21 protein-coding genes are annotated in these 22,629 nt (G+C 70.2%); 13 read left to right on the forward strand and 8 right to left on the reverse strand.

Going from position 1 to position 22,629, the window contains the following annotated elements; translation table 11 throughout:
• Nucleotides 1-139 precede the first annotated feature (139 nt).
• A complete protein-coding gene (locus ACIQWG_RS20410) occupies nt 140-775 on the forward strand; it encodes a hypothetical protein (protein WP_404097516.1) in 636 nt (211 codons plus the stop codon).
• On the opposite strand, the gene ACIQWG_RS20415 is transcribed toward ACIQWG_RS20410, so the two are convergent.
• The 5 genes from ACIQWG_RS20415 to ACIQWG_RS20435 all read right to left on the reverse strand — a co-directional run bounded on the left by ACIQWG_RS20415 (nt 772) and on the right by ACIQWG_RS20435 (nt 5,223).
• Nucleotides 772-1,317: a hypothetical protein gene (locus tag ACIQWG_RS20415; protein WP_404097518.1), complete on the reverse strand. Its 546-nt coding sequence runs from the start codon at nt 1,315-1,317 to the stop codon at nt 772-774. The two genes, ACIQWG_RS20410 and ACIQWG_RS20415, sit on opposite strands and share 4 nt — an antisense overlap.
• Before the next feature lie 54 nt (nt 1,318-1,371).
• Nucleotides 1,372-2,850: a GntP family permease gene (locus ACIQWG_RS20420; RefSeq protein ID WP_404097750.1), complete on the reverse strand. Its 1,479-nt coding sequence runs from the start codon at nt 2,848-2,850 to the stop codon at nt 1,372-1,374.
• A gap of 122 nt (nt 2,851-2,972) precedes the next feature.
• Nucleotides 2,973-3,383, reverse strand: coding sequence for a RidA family protein (locus ACIQWG_RS20425; protein ID WP_404097521.1), 411 nt, complete (start codon nt 3,381-3,383; stop codon nt 2,973-2,975).
• Nucleotides 3,380-4,141 carry an IclR family transcriptional regulator gene (locus ACIQWG_RS20430; RefSeq protein WP_404097525.1) on the reverse strand — a complete coding sequence of 254 codons (762 nt, stop codon included), beginning with the start codon at nt 4,139-4,141 and terminating at the stop codon, nt 3,380-3,382. The genes ACIQWG_RS20425 and ACIQWG_RS20430 overlap by 4 nt, the downstream gene beginning before the upstream one ends.
• Entirely contained in the window at nt 4,138-5,223 is a 1,086-nt protein-coding gene (locus ACIQWG_RS20435) for a sugar kinase (protein WP_404097528.1), read from the reverse strand. The genes ACIQWG_RS20430 and ACIQWG_RS20435 overlap by 4 nt, the downstream gene beginning before the upstream one ends.
• 138 nt (nt 5,224-5,361) lie before the next feature.
• Here ACIQWG_RS20435 and ACIQWG_RS20440 point away from each other — a divergent pair, with 138 nt between their 5' ends.
• Nucleotides 5,362-6,627 (forward strand): amino acid deaminase, encoded by a 1,266-nt coding sequence (locus ACIQWG_RS20440; RefSeq protein WP_404097531.1) that lies wholly within the window; start codon nt 5,362-5,364, stop codon nt 6,625-6,627.
• 12 nt (nt 6,628-6,639) lie between these two features.
• Complete coding sequence (locus ACIQWG_RS20445; RefSeq protein ID WP_404097534.1) at nt 6,640-8,250, forward strand: amidohydrolase family protein; 1,611 nt, start codon at nt 6,640-6,642, stop codon at nt 8,248-8,250.
• A 24-nt stretch (nt 8,251-8,274) separates the two neighbouring features.
• On the opposite strand, the gene ACIQWG_RS20450 is transcribed toward ACIQWG_RS20445, so the two are convergent.
• Both ACIQWG_RS20450 and ACIQWG_RS20455 read right to left on the reverse strand, forming a co-directional pair.
• Nucleotides 8,275-9,204, reverse strand: coding sequence for a trypsin-like peptidase domain-containing protein (locus tag ACIQWG_RS20450; RefSeq protein ID WP_404097537.1), 930 nt, complete (start codon nt 9,202-9,204; stop codon nt 8,275-8,277).
• Between the two features lie 253 nt (nt 9,205-9,457).
• On the reverse strand, nt 9,458-9,913 hold the full coding sequence (locus ACIQWG_RS20455) for a Uma2 family endonuclease (protein ID WP_404097540.1): 456 nt from the start codon (nt 9,911-9,913) through the stop codon (nt 9,458-9,460).
• Between the two features lie 110 nt (nt 9,914-10,023).
• On the opposite strand from ACIQWG_RS20455, the gene ACIQWG_RS20460 reads away from it, so the two are divergent.
• The 6 genes from ACIQWG_RS20460 (at nt 10,024) to ACIQWG_RS20485 (ending at nt 16,419) form a co-directional block, all read left to right on the forward strand.
• The gene (locus tag ACIQWG_RS20460; protein WP_404097543.1) at nt 10,024-11,235 is read left to right on the forward strand and encodes a pyridoxal phosphate-dependent aminotransferase; all 1,212 of its coding nucleotides are present in this window, start codon (nt 10,024-10,026) and stop codon (nt 11,233-11,235) included.
• A 96-nt stretch (nt 11,236-11,331) separates the two neighbouring features.
• On the forward strand, nt 11,332-11,754 hold the full coding sequence (locus tag ACIQWG_RS20465) for a hypothetical protein (protein WP_404097546.1): 423 nt from the start codon (nt 11,332-11,334) through the stop codon (nt 11,752-11,754).
• Nucleotides 11,755-12,042: 288 nt separating this feature from the next.
• Nucleotides 12,043-13,107 carry a substrate-binding domain-containing protein gene (locus ACIQWG_RS20470; protein WP_404097549.1) on the forward strand — a complete coding sequence of 355 codons (1,065 nt, stop codon included), beginning with the start codon at nt 12,043-12,045 and terminating at the stop codon, nt 13,105-13,107.
• Nucleotides 13,108-13,122: 15 nt separating this feature from the next.
• Complete coding sequence (locus tag ACIQWG_RS20475) at nt 13,123-14,295, forward strand: toxic anion resistance protein (RefSeq protein ID WP_404097552.1); 1,173 nt, start codon at nt 13,123-13,125, stop codon at nt 14,293-14,295.
• A complete protein-coding gene (locus tag ACIQWG_RS20480; protein ID WP_404097555.1) occupies nt 14,292-15,830 on the forward strand; it encodes a substrate-binding domain-containing protein in 1,539 nt (512 codons plus the stop codon). The genes ACIQWG_RS20475 and ACIQWG_RS20480 overlap by 4 nt, the downstream gene beginning before the upstream one ends.
• Nucleotides 15,817-16,419 (forward strand): hypothetical protein, encoded by a 603-nt coding sequence (locus ACIQWG_RS20485; RefSeq protein ID WP_404097558.1) that lies wholly within the window; start codon nt 15,817-15,819, stop codon nt 16,417-16,419. The genes ACIQWG_RS20480 and ACIQWG_RS20485 overlap by 14 nt, the downstream gene beginning before the upstream one ends.
• A gap of 256 nt (nt 16,420-16,675) precedes the next feature.
• Here the strand turns inward: ACIQWG_RS20485 and ACIQWG_RS20490 are convergent, their stop codons facing one another.
• Entirely contained in the window at nt 16,676-18,499 is a 1,824-nt protein-coding gene (locus ACIQWG_RS20490) for a phosphoenolpyruvate carboxykinase (GTP) (protein ID WP_404097561.1), read from the reverse strand.
• Nucleotides 18,500-18,841: 342 nt separating this feature from the next.
• On the opposite strand from ACIQWG_RS20490, the gene ACIQWG_RS20495 reads away from it, so the two are divergent.
• From ACIQWG_RS20495 to ACIQWG_RS20510, 4 genes are all read left to right on the forward strand, one after another.
• Nucleotides 18,842-19,588 (forward strand): hemolysin III family protein, encoded by a 747-nt coding sequence (locus ACIQWG_RS20495; RefSeq protein WP_404097563.1) that lies wholly within the window; start codon nt 18,842-18,844, stop codon nt 19,586-19,588.
• Between the two features lie 101 nt (nt 19,589-19,689).
• A complete protein-coding gene (locus ACIQWG_RS20500; RefSeq protein ID WP_404097566.1) occupies nt 19,690-21,231 on the forward strand; it encodes a DHA2 family efflux MFS transporter permease subunit in 1,542 nt (513 codons plus the stop codon).
• Nucleotides 21,232-21,236: 5 nt separating this feature from the next.
• A complete protein-coding gene (locus ACIQWG_RS20505) occupies nt 21,237-21,866 on the forward strand; it encodes a TetR/AcrR family transcriptional regulator (protein ID WP_404097569.1) in 630 nt (209 codons plus the stop codon).
• A 33-nt stretch (nt 21,867-21,899) separates the two neighbouring features.
• The gene (locus tag ACIQWG_RS20510; protein WP_404097572.1) at nt 21,900-22,628 is read left to right on the forward strand and encodes a Mut7-C RNAse domain-containing protein; all 729 of its coding nucleotides are present in this window, start codon (nt 21,900-21,902) and stop codon (nt 22,626-22,628) included.
• Nucleotide 22,629 lies beyond the last annotated feature (1 nt).

Genomic DNA, 22,629 nt, shown 5'->3' on the forward strand with positions numbered 1-22,629 from the left:
GCCGGCGCTCAGGAATCGTTCGTCCTGGGCGTCGGTGGCCCTTTTGTAGCGATGTACCAAATCGATCACACCGTGAACCCGTCCTCTGCCGCTCCCGTCTCCAGGGACCGTAAGGACGTCCAGTGGAAGGGTTCCCGAGATGGTGTCAGAGAGCCGCAGGAAGAGGACCATCGGCTTGATCGCCGGGGCGGTGCTGGTGGTGACCGTCGGCGGCATCACCGGTTGTTCGAAGGACTCCGACTCCGACTCCGCCGCCGAGGACAAGCCCGGCGCGAGCAGTTCGAGCGCGCCCGATCCCGGACAGACGCCTGGCGGCGATTCGACGGCGCAGCCCGTGGTCTCCGGCCGCCCCACGGCCGAGGAAGCGGTCGGCACGTGGGTGACCGAGGTCATCAAGGGCCGGCCGAAGAAGGCGTGTCTGGTGATGGCGCAGCCCGCCGACGGCTCGGCACCCGCTCAGGTCGGCAACCCGAAGACCTGCAACAGCGACGCGCCCGACGTGAAGGAAATGCGCAAGAACATCGGGAGGTTCCGCGAGGCGTTCACGCCCAAGCCCCCCACCGGCGACCCCGAGGTGGAGGTCGCCGAGGTCGCGGCCAAGGGCGGCAAGGCGGTCGTGCCCGCCGAGAAGGTCACCGTCGACGGTCAGACCCTCGACAAGGTCATCCTGTCCAACTCCACCGGTCTGGAGCCGGGGCAGCTGGACGTCAGCATGGAGTCCACCGAGATCAAGGGCGCCTGGTACGTGACCGACATCAACTTCGACGTCGGCTAGGACTGGGCGGCTTCCTCGTCGAAGTAGGCGTCGAGCACCGCGTCCAATTGCTCGTCCCACTCCTTGAAGCGGCTCCTGGCCGCCGCCTCGATCTCGATCGGGTACCAGCGGCGGTCAGGGGTGTGCACCGTGACGGTGAACCGCTTGCCGAAGCGCGGCGCCTCCGTCTCCACGGCGCCGATCTCGTCCCAACGGAACTCGCACTCCTGGTCGTCCAGGGAGAGTCGTACGCCCTTGTGGTCGGCGACGATACGGGCCCGGCGGTCGGCGGCCTCGAAGACGGGCCCGTCGGCTGGCGCCTCGTCCTCCTCCTCGACCTCGACCTCGGCCTCGGTTCTGTCGTCGGCCTCGTCACCGGCCGTCGCGTCGGGCTCCTCGGCGTCCTCGAGGACGGTCTCCTCGAAGTCGCCGTCCTCGGCCGCGTCCTCCTTCTTCGCGCCCTCCGGCGCGGCGGACGCGGGCGAGGTGAGCCCGGGGATGAAGGCCGGGTCGAACCCGGCGCCCTCCAGGGGCTGGCTGCCTGAACCTATGCGCTGCTCCACAGCGGAGCAGTATGGTCGACAACCCTGTGTCCCGCACAACCAGCCCCCGCATCGTTATACGAAGAGGCTCAACACCGCGGCGACCACGAACCCGGCCACCGACAGGACACTCTCCAGCACCGTCCACGTCTTCAACGTGTCCCGCTCCGTGATGCCGAAGTACTTGGCCACGATCCAGAAGCCGCCGTCGTTGACGTGGGAGGCGAAGATCGAGCCGGCCGAGATGGCCATGATGACCAGGGCGACGAAGGCCTGGGAGTGGTCGCCCTCGGTGAGGAGGGGGGCGACGATTCCGGCCGTGGTGACGATGGCGACCGTCGCCGAGCCCTGGGCCACCCGCAGGACCAGCGAGATCAGGTACGACAGGACGAGCACCGGCAGGCCGACGTCGTTGAAGGTGTCGGAGAGGGCCTGGGCGACGCCGCTGGCCTTGAGGACGGCGCCGAAGACACCGCCCGCGCCGACCACCAAGAGGATGTTGCCGACGGGCTTGAGCGAGGAAGTCGACACCGTCTCCAGGGACTTGCGGGACCAGCCGCGCCGGATGCCCAGCAGGTAGTAGGCGAGCAGCAGGGCGATCGTCAGGGCCACGAACGGGTGGCCGAAGAACTCGATCACCGAGCGGGTGGTGGAGGGGTCCAGGGCGATGGAGGAGAAGGTCGCGGCCAGGATCAGCACCAGCGGGGTGCCGATGATGCCGAGGACCGTGCCCAGCGGGACGGGCGTCTCCCGGGGCTCGACCCCGGCCTCGCGCTGCTCATTGATGACCGCGAGCTTCGACTCGGCCGCCGCCTCGACCATGTCCTGCGGCACGGCGACGAAGATGCGCTTGCCGATCCACGCGGAGAACACCCACGCGGCCAGCACCGCCGGGATCCCGCAGACGATGCCCATGAGGATGACCCAGCCCAGCTCGACGTGGAGCAGGCCGGCCGCGGCCACCGGACCGGGGTGCGGGGGCAGGAAGGCGTGGGTCATCGACAGGCCCGCCAGCAGCGGCAGGCAGTAGAGGAGGACGGACTTGCCCGAGCGCTTGGCGGCGGCGTAGACGATCGGCGCGAGGACGAAGATGCCGACGTCGAAGAAGACCGGTATGCCGAAGATCAGGCCGGTCAGACCCATCGCGAGCGGGGCTCGCTTCTCGCCGAAGAGGTGGAGCAGCCTCGACGCCAACACCTCGGCGCCACCGCTCACTTCGAGGATCGCGCCGAGCATGGTGCCCAGGCCGATGATGATCGCGACATGGCCGAGTATGCCGCCCATGCCGGACTCGATGGTGGAGACCGCGTCCGAACGCTGGACCGTGCCGAAGAGTTCGGTGACCGACAGACCGGCCATCAGGCCGACGGCTATGGACACGGCGAGCAGGGCCACGAAGGGCTGGATACGCACCTTGATGATCAGGAAGAGCAGAAGCGCGATGCCGATGGCGGCGACCGTGAGCAGTCCGGCCGTACCGTCGATGAGGGGGAGCAGGCCGCCGGTGTGGGGTGGGGTCTCGGCGGGCGCCGTTGCGGCGAGGGGGAAGGATATGGGGGACAAGGGGGGTCCTCGGGGTAAGTGCATGCTGCTTTCGGGCAGGGGGGATCGCGGCATGGCGTCCCAGGGATGACGGACACCATGCCGGGTGCGGCGTGCGGGAGGTGCTTGAGGCGTCAGCCGAGTACGGCCAGCGCGTCGATCTCGATGAGCAGCCCCGCCGGCAGACCGACGTACACGGTCGTGCGGGCGGCGGGCGGCTGGGTCAGCCCCTGCTCCTCGAAGTAGGTGTTGTAGATCTCGTTCATCTCGGCGAAGTGCGCGACGTCCGTCAGATAGACGCGGATCATCATCACGTCGTCCCAGGAGGCGCCGCCCTCCTCCAGGATCGCCTTGACGTTGGCGAGGGTCTGGAGGGTCTGCTCGCGCAAGGTCGGGCCGGCGGGCGTCGGGGGCTGCCCCTGCACGGCCGGGAGGAAGCCGACCTGCCCCGCCACCTGAAGGATGTTGCCCTTCTTCACCCCGTGCGAGAACTTCGCCGGAGGGGTGGTGTGGGTCTTCGGCGTGAGTGCGATCTTGTCGGTCATGCGGTGCCCTTCGCTGATGTTCTGCCGGAGTACTCCCCGCTGATGTCGTCCGCCGTACGGCGCACCAGCGGGAGCAGGGTGAGGAGTTCGTCGGCGGTGACGACGACGTTCGGCGCGGACACCGACATCGCGGCGACGACACGGCCGTCGGCACCGCGGATCGGCGCGGCCACGCAGTTGATGGACTCCTCGTGGCCACCGAGGTCGGTGGCCCAGCCCTGTTCGCGCACCTTGGCCAGCTCCTTGAGGAAGGCGTCCGGGTTCGGCGTCGAACGGGCCGTGTACATGGGGTAGTCGAGCTTCTCGGCGAGGGGCCGGCGCTCGTGCTCGGGCAGGTCGGCGAGCAGCAGCTTGGCCACGGCGGCGACCGTGATGGCCACCGGTTTGCCGATCCGCGAGTACATCCGCACGGGGTAGCGGCTCTCGACCTTGTCGATGTACAGCACCTCGTCCTCCTCGTACACGGCGAGGTGGACGGTGTGCCCGCACTGCTCGTTCACCCGCACCAGGTGGGGGTGGGCGATCTCGCGGATGTCGAGGTTCTCCATCGCCTCCTGGGCGAGGGCGATCAGGCGGGCGCCGAGGCGGTAGCGCTGGTCGGACTGGCGGTAGACGAGGCCGTGTTCGTGCAGGGTGCGCAGCAGCCGCAGGGCGGTGGACTTGTGCACCCCCAGCCGGTCGGCGACCTGGCCCAGGTCGGCGGGGCCCTCGGCGAGCAGCGGCAGGATGCTGAGCGCGCGGTCAACGGTCTGGCTCATGGCGTGGATACCTCCTCGTCGGCCCGCTCAGCGGCTTGCGTCCAGCCGGGGCCGAGTCGAAGTTTCTCCCACTCGGCGTCGTCGAGGGCGGCCATGCGGTCGGCGGTGTCACGGGCGGGGGGCGCGGCCAGGTCCCCGGAGACGGTCAGGGCGGCGGCTGCCCAGAGATGGCCGTGTCGCAGGCGGTCGCGGAGGGGCAGTTCCCGCAGGGTCGCGGAGAGAAAGCCGGCGGCGAAGGCGTCTCCGGCGCCCGTGCTCGCCACGACGTCGACGGTGAGAGCGGGTGCGAACGCGCTCGAACGGTCGCCCGCGGCCTGGGCCGGGTGGCTCGGCGCGGCGCCGTCCACGAACGCGGTGGCCCCCGCTGCGCCCTGCTTCACCACCAGCACCCGCGGCTCGGGCAGCGCGGCACGCACCGCGTCCGGTCCCCCCGTGATCCCCCAGGCCTCCTCGGCCTCGTCCTCGCCCACGAACACGACATCGGCAGCACGCGCCAGTTCCCACAGCACGTGTGGGCCGTCGGTGTCCTGCCACAGCCCCGTCCGGTGATTCACGTCGAAGGACACGAGCGGGCGCCCGGCACGCGGGGCGGTCAGCTCTCGCATCAGGCCGAGGCAGTCGTCCGACAACGCCGCCGTGATGCCCGACAGGTGCAGCACCCGTCCCGAACGCACCGCAGCCGCCTCCACGTTGTCCACGGACATCGCCGAAGCCGCCGACCCCGCCCGGTAGTACGCCACCTCGTGCGTGTCCGTGGCCCGGTCGCCGGCCGTTCGGAAGTACACCCCGGTCGGCCGCGCCGGATCCCGGCGTACGGCCGAGACGTCGACGCCGTACGCCCCGATCGCCTCCACCAGGTGGTCGCCGAACCCGTCGGCCCCCACCCGGCTCACCCAGCGCACCGCGTGTCCGGCGGCGGCGAGGGCGCACACGACGTTGGACTCGGCGCCCCCGATCCCCCGCTCGAAGGACGGCACATCGGCGAGGCGCCCGGGACGCGTGGGCAGGAACGTGACCATGGACTCGCCGAGCGCGACGACGTCCACGCCGTCGGGGGCATTGCAGGGTCCGGTGATGGTCACGATCGTCGTAGCTCCAGGCCTTGTGCGGGTGGGTCGGCGGCTCCGTTGACCCGTGGTTGGCCGAGATGTTAGACAGCGGTAAGCGATATACGCAATGAGTGTTGCAGGAAATGCAACGCCGCAGATCAGGGAGGTTCCATGAGCAACGAGGCGCTCGCCCGCCTGGCCGAGGAACGCATCGACCACCGCTTCAAGGGCCTCCCCCCGGACGCCGACGGCCGCACTGTCGCCGAGCTGACGGCCCAGCGCCGCAACCTCTTCACCGACGGCTTCGCCACCCCCGTGCTCGCGCTCTCCGCCGAGCGCCTGGAGCACAACCTCGACCTCATGGAGACGTACGCCACCCGGCACGGCCTCGCCTTCGCCCCGCACGGCAAGACCTCCATGGCGCCCCAGCTGTTCCAGCGGCAGATCGAGCACGGGGCGTGGGGCATCACGCTCGCCGTGCCGCACCAGGTGCGGGTGGCGCGGGCGTTCGGCGTCGAGCGGATCTTCCTGGCGAACGAGCTGGTGGACGCGGCCGCCCTGCGCTGGATCGCCGGTGAGCTGGCGGCCGACGAGGACTTCCGCTTCATCTGTTACGTCGACTCGGTGCGCGGCGTGGAACTCATGGACGCGGCTCTGCGCGGCACGGCGCGCCCGGTCGACGTCGTGGTGGAGCTCGCCGCCGGCGAGGGCGCCCGCACCGGCGTCCGTACGGAGGCGGAGTGCGCCGCCGTCGCGGACGCGGTGGCCGCCGTGTCCACGCTGCGGCTGGTCGGGGTCGCCGGGTACGAGGGCGAGGTGCCGCGGGCGAACCCGGAGCGGGTGCACGCCTGGCTGCGCCGGCTGGTCGCGCTGGCCGTGGAGTTCGACAAGGCGGGCCGGTTCGCGGGGCTGGACGAGATCGTCGTCAGCGCGGGCGGCAGCGCGTGGTTCGACGCCGTGGCGGACGAGTTCGCCGAGATCCCCGGGCTGTCCGTCCCGGTGCTGAAGCTGCTGCGCTCCGGCGCGTACGTCTCGCACGACGACGGCCACTACCGCAAGCTGACCCCCTTCAACCGGGTCCCCGAGGAGGGCGCCCTGGAGCCCGCCTTCCGGCTGTGGGCCCAGGTCGTCTCCCGCCCCTCCCCCGAGCAGGCCTTCGTCAACGCGGGCAAGCGGGACGCGGCGTACGACCTGGATCTGCCGTTCGCCCAGGTGGTCCGCCGTGACGGCGCCGAGCGTCCGGCCACCGGCATCTCGGTGACCGCCCTGTCCGACCAGCACGCGTGGCTGGCGACCACGGACGAGGCGGACCTGGAGGTCGGGGACTGGCTGGGGATGGGTCTGTCCCATCCGTGCACCTCGTTCGACAAGTGGCAGCTGATCCCGGTCGCCGAGGCGGACGGGACGGTCGTCGACTACCTCCGCACGTTCTTCTAGGAGGGGGCGGTCGTGGAAGAGCTCGTCATCCGGGACGCGGAGGTCGTGGACGGCAGCGGCGGTCCCTCCTACCGCGCCGATGTCGTCGTGGACGGCGGCAGGATCGTGTCGATCGTGCGGGAGGCGGCGGCAGCCGGCTGCCAGCGCCCCGAGGCGCGCCGGGAGCTGGACGCGGAGGGCCTCACCCTCTCCCCCGGCTTCATCGACATGCACGCGCACAGCGATCTGGCGCTGCTGCGCGACCCCGACCACAGCGCGAAGGCCGCACAGGGGGTCACCCTCGAAGTCATCGGCCAGGACGGGCTGTCGTACGCCCCCGTCGACGACCGCACCCTCGCCGAGATCCGCCGGGCGATCACCGGCTGGAACGGCTCCGGCGACGACATCGACTTCGACTGGCGCACGGTGGGCGAGTACCTGGACCGTCTGGACAGGGGGATCGCGGTCAACGCCGCGTATCTCATCCCGCAGGGCACGGTCCGCGCGCTCGCCGTCGGCTGGGAGGACCGGGAGGCGACCCCGGACGAGCTCGACCGGATGCGGCGGCTGGTCGCCGAGGGTCTGGAGCAGGGCGCGGTCGGCCTGTCCTCGGGGCTGACGTACACGCCGGGCATGTACGCCAAGAACGCGGAACTGACCGAGCTGTGCCGGGTGGTGGCGTCGTACGGCGGCTACTACTGCCCGCATCACCGCTCCTACGGGGCGGGGGCCCTGGAGGCGTACGAGGAGATGGTGGCCCTCACCCGGGAGGCGGGCTGCGCGCTCCATCTCGCCCACGCCACCATGAACTTCGGCGTGAACGAGGGCCGGGCGCCTCAGCTGCTGTCCCTGCTCGACAAGGCGCTCGCCGAGGGCGCCGACATCAGCCTCGACACCTACCCCTACACACCCGGCTGCACGACCCTCGTCGCCATGCTGCCGAGCTGGGCGAGCGAGGGTGGCCCCGAGGCGATCCTGGCCCGGCTGGCGGACGAGGAGACGGCCGAGCGGATCCGCCACCACATGGAGGTCGTCGGCGCCGACGGCTGCCACGGCGTGCCCATCGAGTGGGACACGATCGAGATCTCGGGAGTGAGCGACCCCGCGCTCGGGGACCACGTGGGCCGTACGGTCCGGCAGTCGGCGGACGCCCGGGGCGAGGCCCCCTGGGTGACCGCGCGCCGGCTGCTCCGTCAGGACCGGCTGGGCACGACGATCCTCCAGCACGTCGGCCACGAGGAGAACGTCCGCACGATCATGCGGCACCGGGTCCACACGGGCGGCTCGGACGGCATCCTTCAGGGCACCAAGCCCCATCCACGGGCGTACGGCACCTTCCCGCACTACCTCGGCCACTACGTACGGGAGTTGGGGGTGCTGTCCCTGGAGGAGTGCGTGGCCCATCTGACCTCGCGCCCGGCGGCGCGGCTGCGGCTGCCCGACCGGGGCCTGGTCCGCGAGGGCTACCGGGCGGACCTGGTGCTGTTCGACGCCGGGACGGTGGCGGCGGGTTCGACGTTCGAGGAACCGCGGACGCTGCCCACCGGGATTCCGTACGTCCTTGTCGACGGCCGTTTCGTGATGGAGGACGGGCGCCGGACGGACGTACTGGCGGGGCGGGCGGTCCGCCGGACGACTCGGTGACGTCGGACCGCCCGCCGCGAGGTGCTACGGCTTGGGCAGCACGCACCCGCTCGCGCTCAGGTCGAGCTTGTTGTCGACGCCGAAGCAGGCGGGGATCTGGTAGGTCTGCTGGGCGTAGTTGATGCCCTGGCGAACCGTGACGTTGCCGCTCTCGTCGACCTCGCACGGGTTGTTGACCGTGCAGCGCTGGCCGTCCTCGTTGCCGGTGTTGTTGACGGCGACGACCTTGTTGGTGGCCTGGTCGATGACGGGGGAGCCGGAGGTGCCGCCGATGGTGTTGCAGGCGGAGGTGTAGCGGACCGAGTCCTTGAAGGTCCAGTCGCCTTCCTTGAGGCGGTAGGCGAACCCGTCGATGTTGCAGCTGTACAGCCGCTTCCAGTAGCCGGAGGCGACCGTGATGGCCGTGCCGGCGGTCGGGTGGGTGTCGGCCACGGTCAGCGCGTTGATCCCGTACGAGCTCTTGATCTGCCCGTACGTGGTGGTGAGCTGATAGATCGACACATCCGTGTCGGTCATCGTGCCGTAGGCGATCTTGCTGGCGCGCAGCGTGGCGACCCGGCTGCCGTTGGCGTTGAGCAGGCCGAACGTCCGGCTGGAGGCCCGGTCGACGACGACCTCACCGGGGCCCGGCATGCCGGTCTCCAGACAGTGGCCGTTGGACATCACCAGCGCCGGGTCGTTGTCCTCCGAGGCCGGGAAGCGGACGACCGAGCCGGAGCAGTTGCTGAGCGCGACGGTACCCGCGAAGTTGACGGCCTTGGCCTTGGGGCTCAGGACCTGGCCGAGGGTCTCCGCCGTGGCGGCGAGGGTGTCGTTGGCGACCGACGTGACGGAGGCCGCTTTCACGCCCTTGCCGAAGGAGTCGGCCGAGTCCACGGGAGCCGCGGCCGCGGGTGCGGCGCCGGCCCCGGCTATCGCCAGGGCGAGGAGGGCGGCGCCGAGAGGTTTTCTCATGTGGGGGTCCCCTCATACGGAGAAGGTGACCGGAAAATCTCCGGTCACCTCGCGATTTGTCATGCGCATTGTCACGCACGAGGGGGGCGCGGACAAGGAGTTGGTTACCCACGAGTTCAAGCCGTAGGGGATTCCCTACCACGGTGAATCGGAGGTTTGGAGGGGGCGGCGCACGACGTTCACAGGAGGGCGCGGGGATCACCACAAGCGAGACCCCCAGGACGCACCCGCCCTGGGGGTCTCCCTGTCCGCCTCACGCGTCGGCGGCCTCGTCACCCGCGGCGTCGTCACCCGTACGGCCGAACCCCGAGGTGTCGAGTTCGAAGTCGAAGGGGGCGGGCACCCGCACCGGCTCCCCGAACGGAACGGTGGTCTTGGACCGGTACCCCTTGGGGGACGGGCCCCAGAAGACGGTGACCTCCTGGGCCTGCATGTCGAGCACCAGGTAGACGGGCACGACGGTCCCGTACGTCCACAGTGCGTCGATCCAGTCGGCGTCCTTGGTCGTCTCGGACGTCAGCTCGGCGACGAGTGAGAGCGCGGCGCCGTCGGCGTGCCGGCCCGCGGCCTCGAAGGCGGCCTCGTCGGCGACGTGCAGATCGGGGCCGAGACCACGCTCATTTCCGGGAAAGACGAACAGAAACGGCGCCACATCAACGTCGTGCCCCTCCGGGGCATGCGGTTCCAGCTGAATCCGCAGCGACTTCATGGCCTCCCATCACAGCCGCCCCCCATTCCTCGGATAACCGACCAAACCACCGCGTCTCACGTGTCGGAAAACACGACGCACCCCGCGTTACCGGGCCGTAAGCTCCTGACATGCAGGTGATCCAGTCGACCAAGCTCGCCAACGTCTGTTACGAGATCCGGGGCCCGGTGCTCGAGGAGGCGATGCGGCTCGAGTCGGCCGGGCATCGGATCCTCAAGCTGAACACCGGCAACCCGGCCGCGTTCGGCTTCGAGTGTCCGCCCGAGATCCTGGAGGACATCCTCCGCAACGTGTCGTCGGCCCATGGCTACGGCGACGCGAAGGGCCTGCTCGCGGCGCGCCGGGCCGTCGTCATGCACAACCAGACCCTGGGCATCGAGACCGACGTCGAGCACGTCTTCATCGGCAACGGCGTCTCCGAGCTGATCGTCATGGCGATGCAGGGCCTCCTCGACGACGGGGACGAGGTGCTGGTCCCGGCCCCCGACTACCCGCTGTGGACGGCCGCCGTGTCCCTCTCCGGCGGAACCGCGGTCCACTACCGGTGCGACGAGCAGTCCGACTGGATGCCCGACCTCGCCGACATCGAGCGCAAGGTCACCGACCGCACCAAGGCCATCGTCGTCATCAACCCCAACAACCCGACGGGGGCCGTGTACGACAAGGCCATGCTCCGGGGGCTGACGGACATCGCCCGCCGGCACAACCTCCTCGTCTGCTCCGACGAGATCTACGACAAGATCCTGTACGACGACGCCACGCACACCCCGACCGCGGCGGTCGCCCCCGACCTGCTCACCCTCACCTTCAACGGCATGTCGAAGGCGTACCGGGTCGCCGGGTACCGGGTGGGCTGGATGTCGATCTCGGGCCCGCGCGCCCACGCCGACTCCTACATCGAGGGCCTCACGATCCTCGCGAACATGCGCCTGTGCGCCAACATGCCCGGTCAGCACGGGGTGGTCGCCGCGCTCAGCGGACGGCAGACCATCAACGACCTGGTACTGCCGGGCGGGCGACTCAAGGAGCAGATGGACGTCGCGTACGACCTGCTGACGCAGATCCCCGGCGTGACCTGCGTACGGCCCAAGGGGGCGCTGTATCTCTTCCCGCGCCTCGACCCCAAGGTGTTCAAGATCAAGGACGACCGTCAGATGGTCCTGGACCTGCTGCGGCGCGAGAAGATCATGGTCGTCCAGGGCACCGGGTTCAACTGGCCCGAGTCGGATCACTTCCGGGTGGTGACCCTGCCGACGGTCACGGATCTGCGGGACGCGATGGGGCGGATCGGGCGGTTCCTCGACGGCTACGGCCAGCCGTGACCCTGCGTATGCAGGCGGCCCGCTTTTGTGAAGAGCATAACTTTAGACAGAATCTAAGCTAGGATGGTTTCCTGTCACCGCACAGGAGGCCATCCCATGTACGAACCGATCCGAACCAAGTCGGTCCACAGCTCGATGGCCGGCAACACCACCGACTTCCCCCATCGCTCCCGCGAGGAGGAGTTGGACATCCAGCTCGCCGGCCATCTCGCCGCGCTGCTCGCCGTCACGGACGAGCTGCGGGCCAAGGCCCCCTCGGAGGACCTGGACCTCGCGGCCGACCGGCTCGCGGGCCAGGTGGCCCGGCTGCGGGAGGGACGCAAGCCGGCCCGCTCGGTGGCCTCCGGCGGCCAGGCGAAGGTCGCGGCACTGCACCGACGTGCGCATGCCCTCGCCGGGCGGGCGCTGGTCGTGGCCGCGTCCCGTGCCGATACGGCGGCGGCGATCCTGGCCGCCGAGCGGATGGACGCGCACGCCGCCGCCCAGGGCGAGGCGCAGGAGTTGACCGGCGTCGGCTGACACCCCCTGAACGGCCCCGGTCCGCGTGCACCCGCAGCGACGCGCGGACCGGGCGCCACAGCACTGCGTTGGCTGGGCCGACTTGCGCCCTCGCCGTAGGACGTCTGTTGTGTCGCGACTGACGGTTGTGTGTGGCTGGTCGCGCCCACGCGGCGTAGCCGCACATCGAAACAGCCCCGCGCCCCTAAAGGCCCTTGTCGTGCGGCGTGTTGTAACGGGACCGGGGTGACACCTGCCGTTCATCCATTTTGACCGGGAACGTTGGATTCCGGGAGCACTCTCCCCGGCGTGAGACGTATCGCTGGAATCATCCTCGCGGTTCTGCTGATCGGTGGCGTGGTGGTCGCCGTCGTCGCGGGCCGCAGCAACGAGGACAACGGCACGGCAACGAAGACCGTGCAGGCTGTGATCGGATCGGAGAAGGCCGAGTTCTTCGCCGATCCCGACGTGGTGAAGGCCCTCGCCGCCAAGGGCTACACCGTCAAGGCCGAGACCTCCGGGTCCTGGGCCATGGAGGGGCTGGACCTCAAGGGGTACGACCTCGCGCTCCCGTCCAGTCAGGCGCCCGCCGTCGCGCTGGCGGCGAAGTACAAGGTCACGGGGACCTTTCCCCGCCCCTTCTACTCGCCCCTCGTCGTCGTGGCGCACCGGAACGCCGCCGAGGTGCTCGCGGCCAACGGGCTCGCCACCCTCGACACCGAACACCGCGGCACCTTCAAGATGGCCGCCTATCTGGACGCCGCCCGCGACGACCGCACCTGGCAGCAGCTCAAGGGCGCCCGGAAGTACGGGGAGTTGACGGGCACCCTCTATCTGTCCAGTACCGACCCCGAGACCTCCAACTCCGGCGCCCTCTATCTGGCCGCCGCCTCCTACGTCGAGAACGGCGGCAAGGTCGTCGCCGACGACGCCGGGATCGACCGCGCCGCACCGCTGCTGCACAAGCTGGTCAGCGTGCAGGGCGCCCAGCAGTCCAGCAGCGACGCCGTGTTCCGGGACTTCGTCAGCGGGGCCGGCAACCCGCTGGTCGTGGTCTACGAGTCCCAGGTCGCCTCACTGCTGGCCGAGGGACAGCAGCCCGGCGACCTCGTCGTCCTCTACCCGGACACCACGGTCAACAGCGACCACACCGTCGTACCCATGACCGAGAACGGCGAGGCCGTCGCCGAACTGCTCGCCACCGACCCGAAGTTGCGTGAGCTGGAGACCCGGCACGGGTTCCGGCCGCAGGGCGAGGCCAGTGAGTTCGCCTCGGACACCACCTACCTCAAGCAGGAACTGACCGGCGTCCACCAGGCGGCCGTGCCCACCTCGAAGGTGCTGCACGAGCTGGCGCGGCGGGCGCGCGGATAAGGGGGGCACCAGCAGATGAGCATCAGCAACGACGGCGACTTCGTCCTCACGCCGCCCGAGCCCGTGGCCGCCGTGCCACGCGAGAAGGCCGGCGGACTCGTCCCGGTCGACGACGGCGTCCGTACCGACATGGCGAACAAGGCCAACGCCTACGTCGAGGGGCTCGCGGCGCTCGACGCCCGCTCCCCCGAGTTCGCCGGCAAGGTCGGTGAGATCACCGCCCTCGGCGCCGGCGAGATGCGTACCGCCGCCGCCCAGTCCAACCGGATGCTGGAGCGGACCATCCGCAGCCTGCCCGACAAGGGCGGAGACGCCCAGTCGCAGGTCGCGGGCTCGCTGGTCGAGCTCAGGCGGGTGGTGGAGGACCTGGACCCACGGGATCTGCCCGCCTCCAAGGGGCGCAAGTTCCTGTCCCGGCTGCCCGGTGGCAACAAGCTGCGCGACCACGTCGCCAAGTACGCGTCCGCGCAAGGCACCCTGAACAAGATCGTGGGGTCGCTGCGCGGCGGACAGGACGAACTGCGGCGGGACAACGCCGCCCTCCAGACCGAGCGGGTGCGGCTCTGGGAGACCATGGGCAAGCTCCAGGAGTACGTCGTGCTGACGGAAGCCCTGGACACGGCCGTGGAGCAGCACATCGCCGCGGTCGGGGACCCGCAGGACGCCGACACGCTGCGCGCCGACATCCTGTTCCCGGTCCGGCAGAAGCACCAGGACCTGCTCACCCAGCTCGCGGTGTGCGCGCAGGGCTACCTCGCCATGGACGTCGTACGGCGCAACAACGAGGAACTCATCAAGGGCGTCGACCGGGCCGCGACCACCACCGTCTCGGCGCTGCGCATCTCCGTGATGCTGGCCTCCGCGCTCGACAACCAGAAGAAGGTCATCGAGCAGGTCAACGCCCTGCGCGGAACCACCGAGGACCTGATCCGCGGCAACGCCGAGATGCTCGCCACGCAGAGCGGCGAGATCCAGCGCATCGCCGCCGACCCGGCGGTGGGGGCGGAGACCCTCCGCAACGCGTTCCAGCAGATCTACCGCACGCTCGACGCCATCGACAGCTACAAGGTCCAGGCCACCGAGGCAATGGCGGCCACGGTGGAGAACCTGACCGCCGAACTCCAGCAGGCGAGCGGCTACCTGGAGCGCAGCCGCTCGCAGGGCGCGCTGGAAGGTGGCCTCGGATGAGAGTTCGCGTTCTCGCGCCGGCGCTCGCCGCCCTGGCGCTGCTGACCGCCTGCACCTCGCAGAAGGCGGCCGACGAGCCCGACAACGCGCCGAGACCCGGCTCGCTGCGCGTCCTCGCCTCCAGCGAGCTCAGCGACATGACCCCGGTCCTGGACCGGATCGCTGAGGACACCGGCATCGAGGTGCGGCCCACCTACATGGGCACCCTGGACGCCGTGGAGCTGCTGGCGAAGGGCAAGGCGGACGGGCGGTACGACGCGCTGTGGCTGTCCTCCAACGACTATCTGCGGCTGCGGCCCGAGGCGGCGAGGAAGGTCGTCTCGGAGACACCGGTGATGTCCAGCCCGGTCGCCGTCGGGGTGAGGTCGGCGACGGTCGGCTCGCTGGGCTGGAAGCCGGACGACGTCACCTGGTCGCAGGTCGAGCGGGCCGTCCAGGACGGCAAGCTGACCTACGGCATGACGGACCCGGCCCGCTCCAACTCCGGCTTCGCCACCCTGGTCTCCGTCGCCTCGGCCCTCTCCGGCGCGCAGGCCGCGCTGACGGACGCCGACGTCGACAAGGCGACGCCCCGGCTGAAGGAGTTCTTCAAGGGTCAGAAGCTGACGTCCGGTTCGTCGGGCTGGCTGGCGACGGCCTACAAGCGGCGCGGGAACGTCGACGCGCTGCTCAACTACGAGTCCGTCCTCAAGGGCATCCCGGGCCTGACCGTGATCCGCCCCAAGGACGGCGTCGTCACCGCCGACTACCCGCTCTCCTCGCTGGCGTCGACGAACGCCGCGACCCGCGACGACGTCCGCCGCCTCACCGAGGCGCTGCGCACCGACGACATCCAGCGGATGATCACCGAGCGTACCCATCGCCGCCCGGTCGTCGCCGGTGTCGACCCCGCGCCCGGCCTGGACACCGGCCGGCGGCGCGAACTGCCCTTCCCGGGCACCCGCTCCGTGGCCGACGGGCTGCTGGACGCCTACGAGAACGAGCTGCGCCGCCCGTCCCGGACGGTGTACGTCCTGGACACCTCGGGCTCGATGAAGGGCGACCGCCTGGCGCAGCTGAAGCAGGCGCTCACCGACCTGACCGGCGACTTCCGCGAACGCGAGGAGGTCACGCTGATGCCCTTCGGGTCGGGGGTGAAGAGCGTGCGCAAGCATGTCGTGGAGCCGGCCGATCCGAAGGCGGGGCTGGCGGGGATCCGCAAGGACACCGACGCCCTCACCGCCGAGGGCGACACCGCCATCTACACCTCGCTGGAGGCGGCGTACCAGCATCTGGGCGCCGGCCGGGACACGTTCACGTCGATCGTGCTGATGACGGACGGCGAGAACACCGCGGGCACCGACTGGGCCGGCTTCCAGGCCTTCTACGCCGGTCTGGACCGTGACCGCCGGGCCACGCCCGTCTTCCCCATCCTCTTCGGCGACTCCGACAAGTCCGAGCTGGAGTACATCGCCGAGCTGACCGGCGGCCGTCTCTTCGACGCCCAGGAGGGCTCACTGGACGGCGCCTTCGAGGAGATCCGTGGCTACCAGTAGGGCAGTGGCGTATCTGGAGTCCCGCAAGAACATCGCCGGCAGCGCGTGCGGGCTGGTCGGCCTGGTGCTGACCTTCACGGGGGTGGCGGGGCCGTACTGGCCCGTGGTGGTCGTGGGACTGTACGGCGCGGGCGCGCTGATCGCCCCGCCGGAGCGGCCGGCGCCGCCCGACTTCCCGGATCCGTCGGCCCAGCTGGACGAAGTGCGCGGCGACTTCGAGAAGGTGCGCGGCTATCTGACGGACATCGAACTGTCGGTCACGGCCGCGGCGCGGTTGCGCGAACTGACGGAACTGCTGACCGCGCTGCTCGACAGGGGCTGGGTGGCCGAGCTGCTCGCCCACGATCCGGAGGGCGTGCACATGCTCTCCCGGATCGTGCGGCGCGACCTTCCCGAGGCCGTCGACAGCTTCGTACGGACGCGGTGGTGGACGCGGATGTCGCCGGGTACCGAGTCGCCGGAGCTGCATCTGGAGCGGCAGCTGGGCTTGCTGAAGAAGGAGGCGGAGGGCCTGGCGACGGCTCTGCGGGAGACAGAGGCGAGGCGGCAGGAGACGCATACGCGGTACTTGGAGGATCGTTCACAGTAGCGCGCCCCTCAGGGGCGCGGGGAACTGCGCGACCAGCCACGGAACACGCGCACCCGGCACACGACAGAACCCACTACGGCGAAAGCCTGCCGTCGCTTCTTCCGTCGGGGCGGACGGGAGCATACGACGACAGGCCCATGGCCCCGCACGCCGTTGTACGGAACCTCGCCGGTCTGTGGAGCACCGCGGCCGGCCGTGACGATATTGCTGGTCAGGGCACAATCGGAGCCGGCCGCGGCGTCTTTGAGGGCTGTTCTCAGCCCAGGCGCTGCACCAGCGCGTGGTACTCGTCCCACAGCTCCTTCGGCGTGTGGTCGCCGAAGGTGTTGAGGTGGTCGGGGACGAGCGCGGCCTCCTCGCGCCAGACCTCCTTGTCGACGGTGAGCAGGAAGTCCAGCTCGGAGTCGGCCAGTTCGAGGCCGTTGGTGTCCAGCGCGCCCTTGGCCGGCAGGATGCCGATCGGGGTCTCGACGCCCTCGGCCTTGCCTTCGAGGCGCTCGACGATCCACTTCAGGACGCGGCTGTTCTCACCGAAGCCGGGCCAGACGAACTTGCCCTCGTCGTTCTTGCGGAACCAGTTGACGTAGTAGATCTTCGGGAGCTTCGCCTGGTCCTTGCCCTTGGCGACGTCGACCCAGTGGCCCATGTAGTCGCCCATGTTGTAGCCGCAGAACGGCAGCATCGCGAACGGGTCGCGGCGCAGCTCGCCGACCTTGCCCTCGGCGGCGGCGGTCTTCTCCGACGCGACGTTCGCGCCCAGGAAGACGCCGTGGTTCCAGTCGAAGGACTCCGTCACCAGCGGTACGGCGGTGGCGCGGCGGCCGCCGAACAGGATCGCCGAGATCGGCACGCCCTTGGGGTCCTCCCACTCGGGCGCGATGATCGGGCACTGCGAGGCGGGGACGGTGAAGCGGGCGTTGGGGTGGGCGGCAGGCGTCCCGGACTCCGGCGTCCAGTCGTTGCCCTTCCAGTCCGTCAGGTGGGCCGGGGTCTCCTCCGTCATGCCCTCCCACCAGATGTCGTTGTCGTCGGTGAGGGCGACGTTGGTGAAGACCGAGTTGCCCCACAGCGTCTTCATCGCGTTGGCGTTGGTGTGCTCACCGGTGCCGGGCGCGACGCCGAAGAAGCCGGCCTCGGGGTTGATGGCGTAGAGGCGGCCGTCCTCGCCGAAGCGCATCCAGGCGATGTCGTCGCCGATCGTCTCGACCGTCCAGCCGGAGATGGTGGGCTCCAGCATGGCGAGGTTGGTCTTGCCGCAGGCGCTCGGGAAGGCGGCGGCGACGTACTTGGCCTCGCCCTGCGGCGGGGTGAGCTTCAGGACCAGCATGTGCTCGGCCAGCCAGCCCTCGTCGCGGGCCATCACGGAGGCGATGCGCAGGGCGTAGCACTTCTTGCCGAGCAGGGCGTTGCCGCCGTACCCGGAGCCGTAGGACCAGATCTCGCGGCTCTCGGGGAAGTGGGAGATGTACTTGGTGCTGTTGCACGGCCAGGGCACGTCCTGCTCGCCCGCCTCCAGCGGCGCGCCGAGCGTGTGCACGGCCTTCACGAAGAAGCCGTCGTCACCGAGCTCGTCGAGGACGGGCTGACCCATGCGGGTCATCGTGCGCATGGAGACCGCGACGTAGGCGGAGTCGGTGATCTCGACGCCGATCGCGGACAGGTCGGAGCCGAGGGGGCCCATGCAGAACGGGACGACGTACATCGTCCGGCCGCGCATCGAGCCGCGGAAGACACCCTTGTCACCGGCGAAGATCTCCCGCATCTCGGCGGGGTCCTTCCAGTGGTTGGTCGGGCCCGCGTCCTCCTCCTTCTCGGAGCAGATGAAGGTCCGGTCCTCGACGCGGGCGACGTCGGTCGGGTCGGAGGCGGCGTAGTAGGAGTTGGGGCGCTTGATCGGGTCGAGCTTGCGGAAGGTGCCCTTCGCGACGAGCTCCTCGCACAGACGCTCGTACTCGGCCTCGGATCCGTCACACCAGACCACGTTGTCCGGCTGGGTCAATTCAGCGATCTCGTTCACCCACGAGACCAGCTCCCGGTGGTTGGTGGGGACGACGGGGGGAGCCGCGATGTCGCGCGCCACGGTTGCTCCTAAATGAGGGGTTTCTGTCATGAATATGCCCTTGTATGCCCCGTGGGGGCCGCGACCCGGATGCTTCGAGGGATGGACCGATATTCCGATCACCGCGCTCATCCGGTGCCGACCGCACTCATTTGATCATCCGACGCGTCCGCGCATATGTCCAGAGGGCGTCACAGGTGAGCGGCGTGAGCATCGCCACTCATCGAGATGTTTTCGCTGCGTCACCATGGCTTCACCCCTGGTGCGCCCCCACCGGGTACCCCGTGAGACGATGGCCACTTAGGAGCGCCCATCTCGACGCTCTGACGCGTAACTTACGGTTCCGTAGGTACGATTCCTCGCATGACTGCGCCCGTCCCCGACGCGCCAACGGACACGCCGGCCGCCGGCCGCGGTTCCGACGCGCCCTCGCTGCCGCACCAGATCGCGCACCACGCCCAGCAGCTCTCGGAGGAGATCAAGCCCAAGCTCCGGGGCTGGCTGCATCTCGGCATGTTCCCGGCGGTGCTCGTCGCCGGACTGGTGCTCACGGCCCTCGCGGACTCACCCCGGGGCAGACTCGCCTGCGGGATCTACGCCCTCACGGCCTGTCTGCTGTTCGGCGTCAGCGCGCTGTACCACCGGGGCAACTGGAGCCCGCGCATGGACGGCATCCTGCGCCGGCTGGATCACGCCAACATCTTCCTGATCATCGCGGGCACGTACACCCCGCTGACGATGCTGCTGCTGCCCGGGGCCAAGGGTCAGTGGCTGCTGTGGGGCATCTGGGCGGCCGCGCTGGCCGGCATCGTCTTCCGGGTCTTCTGGGTGGGCGCCCCGCGCTGGCTCTACACCCCCTGCTACATCGCGATGGGCTGGGCGGCCGTCTTCTTCCTGCCCGACTTCATGCAGTCCGGCGGCATCGCGGTACTGGTCCTGGTGATCGTCGGCGGCCTCCTCTACAGCGCGGGCGGCGTGATCTACGGCATCAAGCGCCCGAACCCGTCACCGCGCTGGTTCGGCTTCCACGAGGTGTTCCACTCCTTCACGCTGGCGGCGTTCGTCGTGCACTACGTGGGGATCTCGCTGGTGGCGTACCAGCACGCGTAGTCGGCACCCCGCTCCCCGAAAGGCCACGGCTTCCCGCCGTGGCCTTTTTGCATGCCGAAACTGATTGACAGTCTCCCTCTTTTGAGAGCTACTCTCATTTCATGGAAACTGTCACTCCAGATCCTCGCCGTTGGTGGGCCCTCGCCGCTCTGGTCGCGAGCATGCTCACGCTCGGCTTCGACATGACGATCCTCAACGTGGCGCTGCCGACGATGGCCGCCGACCTCGGGGCCACCACCGGGGAGCAGCAGTGGATGGCGGACGCGTACGTGGTCGTCTTCGCCGCCCTGATGCTCCCCGCGGGCCTGCTGGGCGACCGGTTCGGGCGGCGCCGGATGCTGATCGCCGGCCTCGGCGTCTTCCTCGCCGGGTCACTGGTCGGCGCGCTGGCGGGCGACGTGAACGCGGTCATCGTCGCGCGGGCCGTGATGGGCGTCGGCGCGGCCCTGGTCACCCCGCTCTCGCTGTCCGTGCTGCCCACCCTCTTCGGCCCCGAGGAGCGCACCAAGGCCGTCGGCATCACCTCCGCCGCCTCCGCGCTCGGCCTGCCGCTCGGCCCGATCATCGGCGGCTGGCTGCTGAACCACTTCTGGTGGGGCTCGGTCTTCCTGATCAACGTGCCTATGGCCGCGATCGGCATCGCCGCCTGCCTCTTCCTGCTCCCCGAGACGAAGGACCCCGCCTCCCCCGAGGTCGACACCGTCTCCACCGCGCTCGCCGCGACCGGGCTCGGCGCCCTCGTCTACGGCATCATCGAGGCGCCCACCCGGGGCTGGGGCGACCCGCTGGTCCTGGGCATGCTGGGAGCTTCCGTGCTCCTGATCGCGGCGCTCGTGGTCCGCGAACGCCGGGTCGAGCGCCCCATGCTCGACATGACGCTGCTCGCCCACCGCGGCTTCCTGTTCAACACCGTCGCCGCCACCCTGGTGACGTTCATCCTGACCGGCCTGCTGTTCGTGCTGCCGCCGTACCTCCAGGCCGTCCTCGGCCACGACGCCCTGGGCACGGGCGTGCGACTGCTGCCGATGATGGGCGGACTCCTGGTCGCCTCCCGCCTCGCCCCGAAGGTCGTCGCCCGCTTCGGCGCGCGTGCCGCGGTGAGCGCGGGCCTGGTGGTGCTGGCCTTCGCCGGGTTCCTCGGCAGCCGTACGACAGCGGACTCCGGCTACGGATTCGTCGCCCTATGGCTCACCATCACCGGTCTCGGCTTCGGTCTCTCGCTCATCCCCGCCATGAACGGCGGCCTGAGCGCCCTGCCCCGCGACCGGGCCGGCAGCGGCTCCGGGCTGCTGATGACCCTGCGTCAGGTCGGCGGAGCGATCGGCATCGCCCTGCTCGGCAGTCTGCTGGCCGGCGTCTTCCGGGACCGGCTCGACGTCACCGGGCTGCCCGCGCGGGCCGCCGACACCGCCGGGGAGTCCGTGGTCGCGGCGCACCTGGTCGCCGGGCGGACGGGCTCGGCCGAGCTGGCGGCCTCCGCGAACAGCGCCTACGTCCACGGCATGGGCGTAGTGCTGCTGGTGTGCGGCGTCGCGGCCCTCGTCTCCGCCCTGCTGGCGGCGGCGTTCCTGCCGAGCACACCCGATGCGGAGCGGCCCGAGGCCCCGGACATGGCTGCCGAGGGGGCCGATGCCCGACAATGACCCCCATGCCCCCCGCACACTCCTCTCCCCCGACCGACCCTCCCCAGCTGGGGCTTCGTGAACGGAAGAAGATCAAGACCCGGACGGCGATCCGCGACGCGACCTACGCGCTGATCAAGGAGCAGGGCTACGACGCCACCACGATCGAGCAGATCGCCGAGCGCGCCGAGGTGTCGCCGTCCACGGTCTTCCGGTACTTCCCGACGAAGGAGGACATCGTCCTCACGGACGAGTACGACCCCCTGATGCTGGAGGAGTTGCGCGCCCGGCCGGCCGCGGAGTCCTGGATGGACTCGGTGCGGCACGTGATGCACCGGTCCATGGACGCGCTGCTGGCCGCGGACCCCGAGGCGGTGCGGATCAGGGCGCACCTGGCCGTCCAGATCCCCGCCGTCCGCGCCCGGATGATCGAGAGCATGTCGGCGACCGGACGCCTGCTGCGGGGCGCCATCGCGGAGCGCTCGGGTCTGGACCCCGACTCCCTCGAAGTGCGGGTCTGTGCGATGTCCCTGGTCGGCGGGCTGATGGAGGTCAACATCGCCTGGGCGGAGAACGACTGCCGGGACGACCTGCGCGAACTGGTGGACCGGGCCCTGGAGGTCATCGAGCACGGCCTCCCCGCGAAAAAGGGCTGAGGCACGCGCCGCGGACCGTGTCATCCTGGCCGGGTGAACGGTCCTGAGATCGACGTCGAGTTCGCCCCCGAGCTGCGGGTGTTCCTGCCCAACGGCCGGCGCCAGGAAGGTGCCGCCCGGATCACCACCGACGGGGTCTCGACCCTCGGGCATGTCGTGGAGTCCCTCGGCGTCCCGCTGACCGAGGTCGGCACCCTGGTCGTGGACGGGCGCGAGGTGCCGGTGTCACACATCCCCGTGTCGGCCGGGACCGTCTCGGTACGGCCGGTCGCACGCCCCCAGCGGGTGCCGGGCGCCCCCCTGCGCTTCCTGCTCGACGTCCATCTGGGCACCCTGGCCCGGCGGATGCGGCTGCTCGGCGTGGACACCGCGTACGAGTCGACGGACATCGGCGACCCGGCGCTCGCCGCGCGCTCGGCCGCCGAGCGGCGGGTCCTGCTGAGCCGGGACCGAGGTCTGCTGCGGCGCCGCGAGCTGTGGGCCGGCGCCTATGTGTACAGCACCCGCCCCGACGACCAACTCCGCGACATCCTGGACAGGTTCCGCCCCGAGCTGCGTCCCTGGACCCGCTGCACCGCGTGCAACGGCCTGCTCAAGGAGGCCACCAAGGAGGAGGTCGCGGACCAGCTGGAGGGCGGGACGCAGCGGTCGTACGACGTGTTCGCGCAGTGCACCGAGTGCAAGCGGGCGTACTGGAAGGGCGCGCACCACGAACAGCTGGTGGCCATCGTGGAGCGCGCCCTCGCCGACTACGCGAGCTGAG

The organism is Streptomyces sp. NPDC098781 (assembly GCF_044759995.1).
In the GTDB taxonomy this organism is placed as follows: Bacteria; Actinomycetota; Actinomycetes; order Streptomycetales; family Streptomycetaceae; genus Streptomyces.

What these genes read in the sequence shown, in the direction of transcription:
- ACIQWG_RS20410 (WP_404097516.1), top strand. Translation starts at nt 140, where the DNA reads ATGGTGTCAGAGAGCCGCAGGAAGAGGACCATCGGCTTGATCGCCGGG.
- ACIQWG_RS20425 (WP_404097521.1), bottom strand. Translation starts at nt 3,383, where the DNA reads ATGACCGACAAGATCGCACTCACGCCGAAGACCCACACCACCCCTCCG.
- ACIQWG_RS20430 (WP_404097525.1), bottom strand. Translation starts at nt 4,141, where the DNA reads ATGAGCCAGACCGTTGACCGCGCGCTCAGCATCCTGCCGCTGCTCGCC.
- ACIQWG_RS20440 (WP_404097531.1), top strand. Translation starts at nt 5,362, where the DNA reads ATGAGCAACGAGGCGCTCGCCCGCCTGGCCGAGGAACGCATCGACCAC.
- ACIQWG_RS20450 (WP_404097537.1), bottom strand. Translation starts at nt 9,204, where the DNA reads ATGAGAAAACCTCTCGGCGCCGCCCTCCTCGCCCTGGCGATAGCCGGG.
- ACIQWG_RS20455 (WP_404097540.1), bottom strand. Translation starts at nt 9,913, where the DNA reads ATGAAGTCGCTGCGGATTCAGCTGGAACCGCATGCCCCGGAGGGGCAC.
- ACIQWG_RS20460 (WP_404097543.1), top strand. Translation starts at nt 10,024, where the DNA reads ATGCAGGTGATCCAGTCGACCAAGCTCGCCAACGTCTGTTACGAGATC.
- ACIQWG_RS20465 (WP_404097546.1), top strand. Translation starts at nt 11,332, where the DNA reads ATGTACGAACCGATCCGAACCAAGTCGGTCCACAGCTCGATGGCCGGC.
- ACIQWG_RS20475 (WP_404097552.1), top strand. Translation starts at nt 13,123, where the DNA reads ATGAGCATCAGCAACGACGGCGACTTCGTCCTCACGCCGCCCGAGCCC.
- ACIQWG_RS20480 (WP_404097555.1), top strand. Translation starts at nt 14,292, where the DNA reads ATGAGAGTTCGCGTTCTCGCGCCGGCGCTCGCCGCCCTGGCGCTGCTG.
- ACIQWG_RS20495 (WP_404097563.1), top strand. Translation starts at nt 18,842, where the DNA reads ATGACTGCGCCCGTCCCCGACGCGCCAACGGACACGCCGGCCGCCGGC.
- ACIQWG_RS20500 (WP_404097566.1), top strand. Translation starts at nt 19,690, where the DNA reads ATGGAAACTGTCACTCCAGATCCTCGCCGTTGGTGGGCCCTCGCCGCT.
- ACIQWG_RS20505 (WP_404097569.1), top strand. Translation starts at nt 21,237, where the DNA reads ATGCCCCCCGCACACTCCTCTCCCCCGACCGACCCTCCCCAGCTGGGG.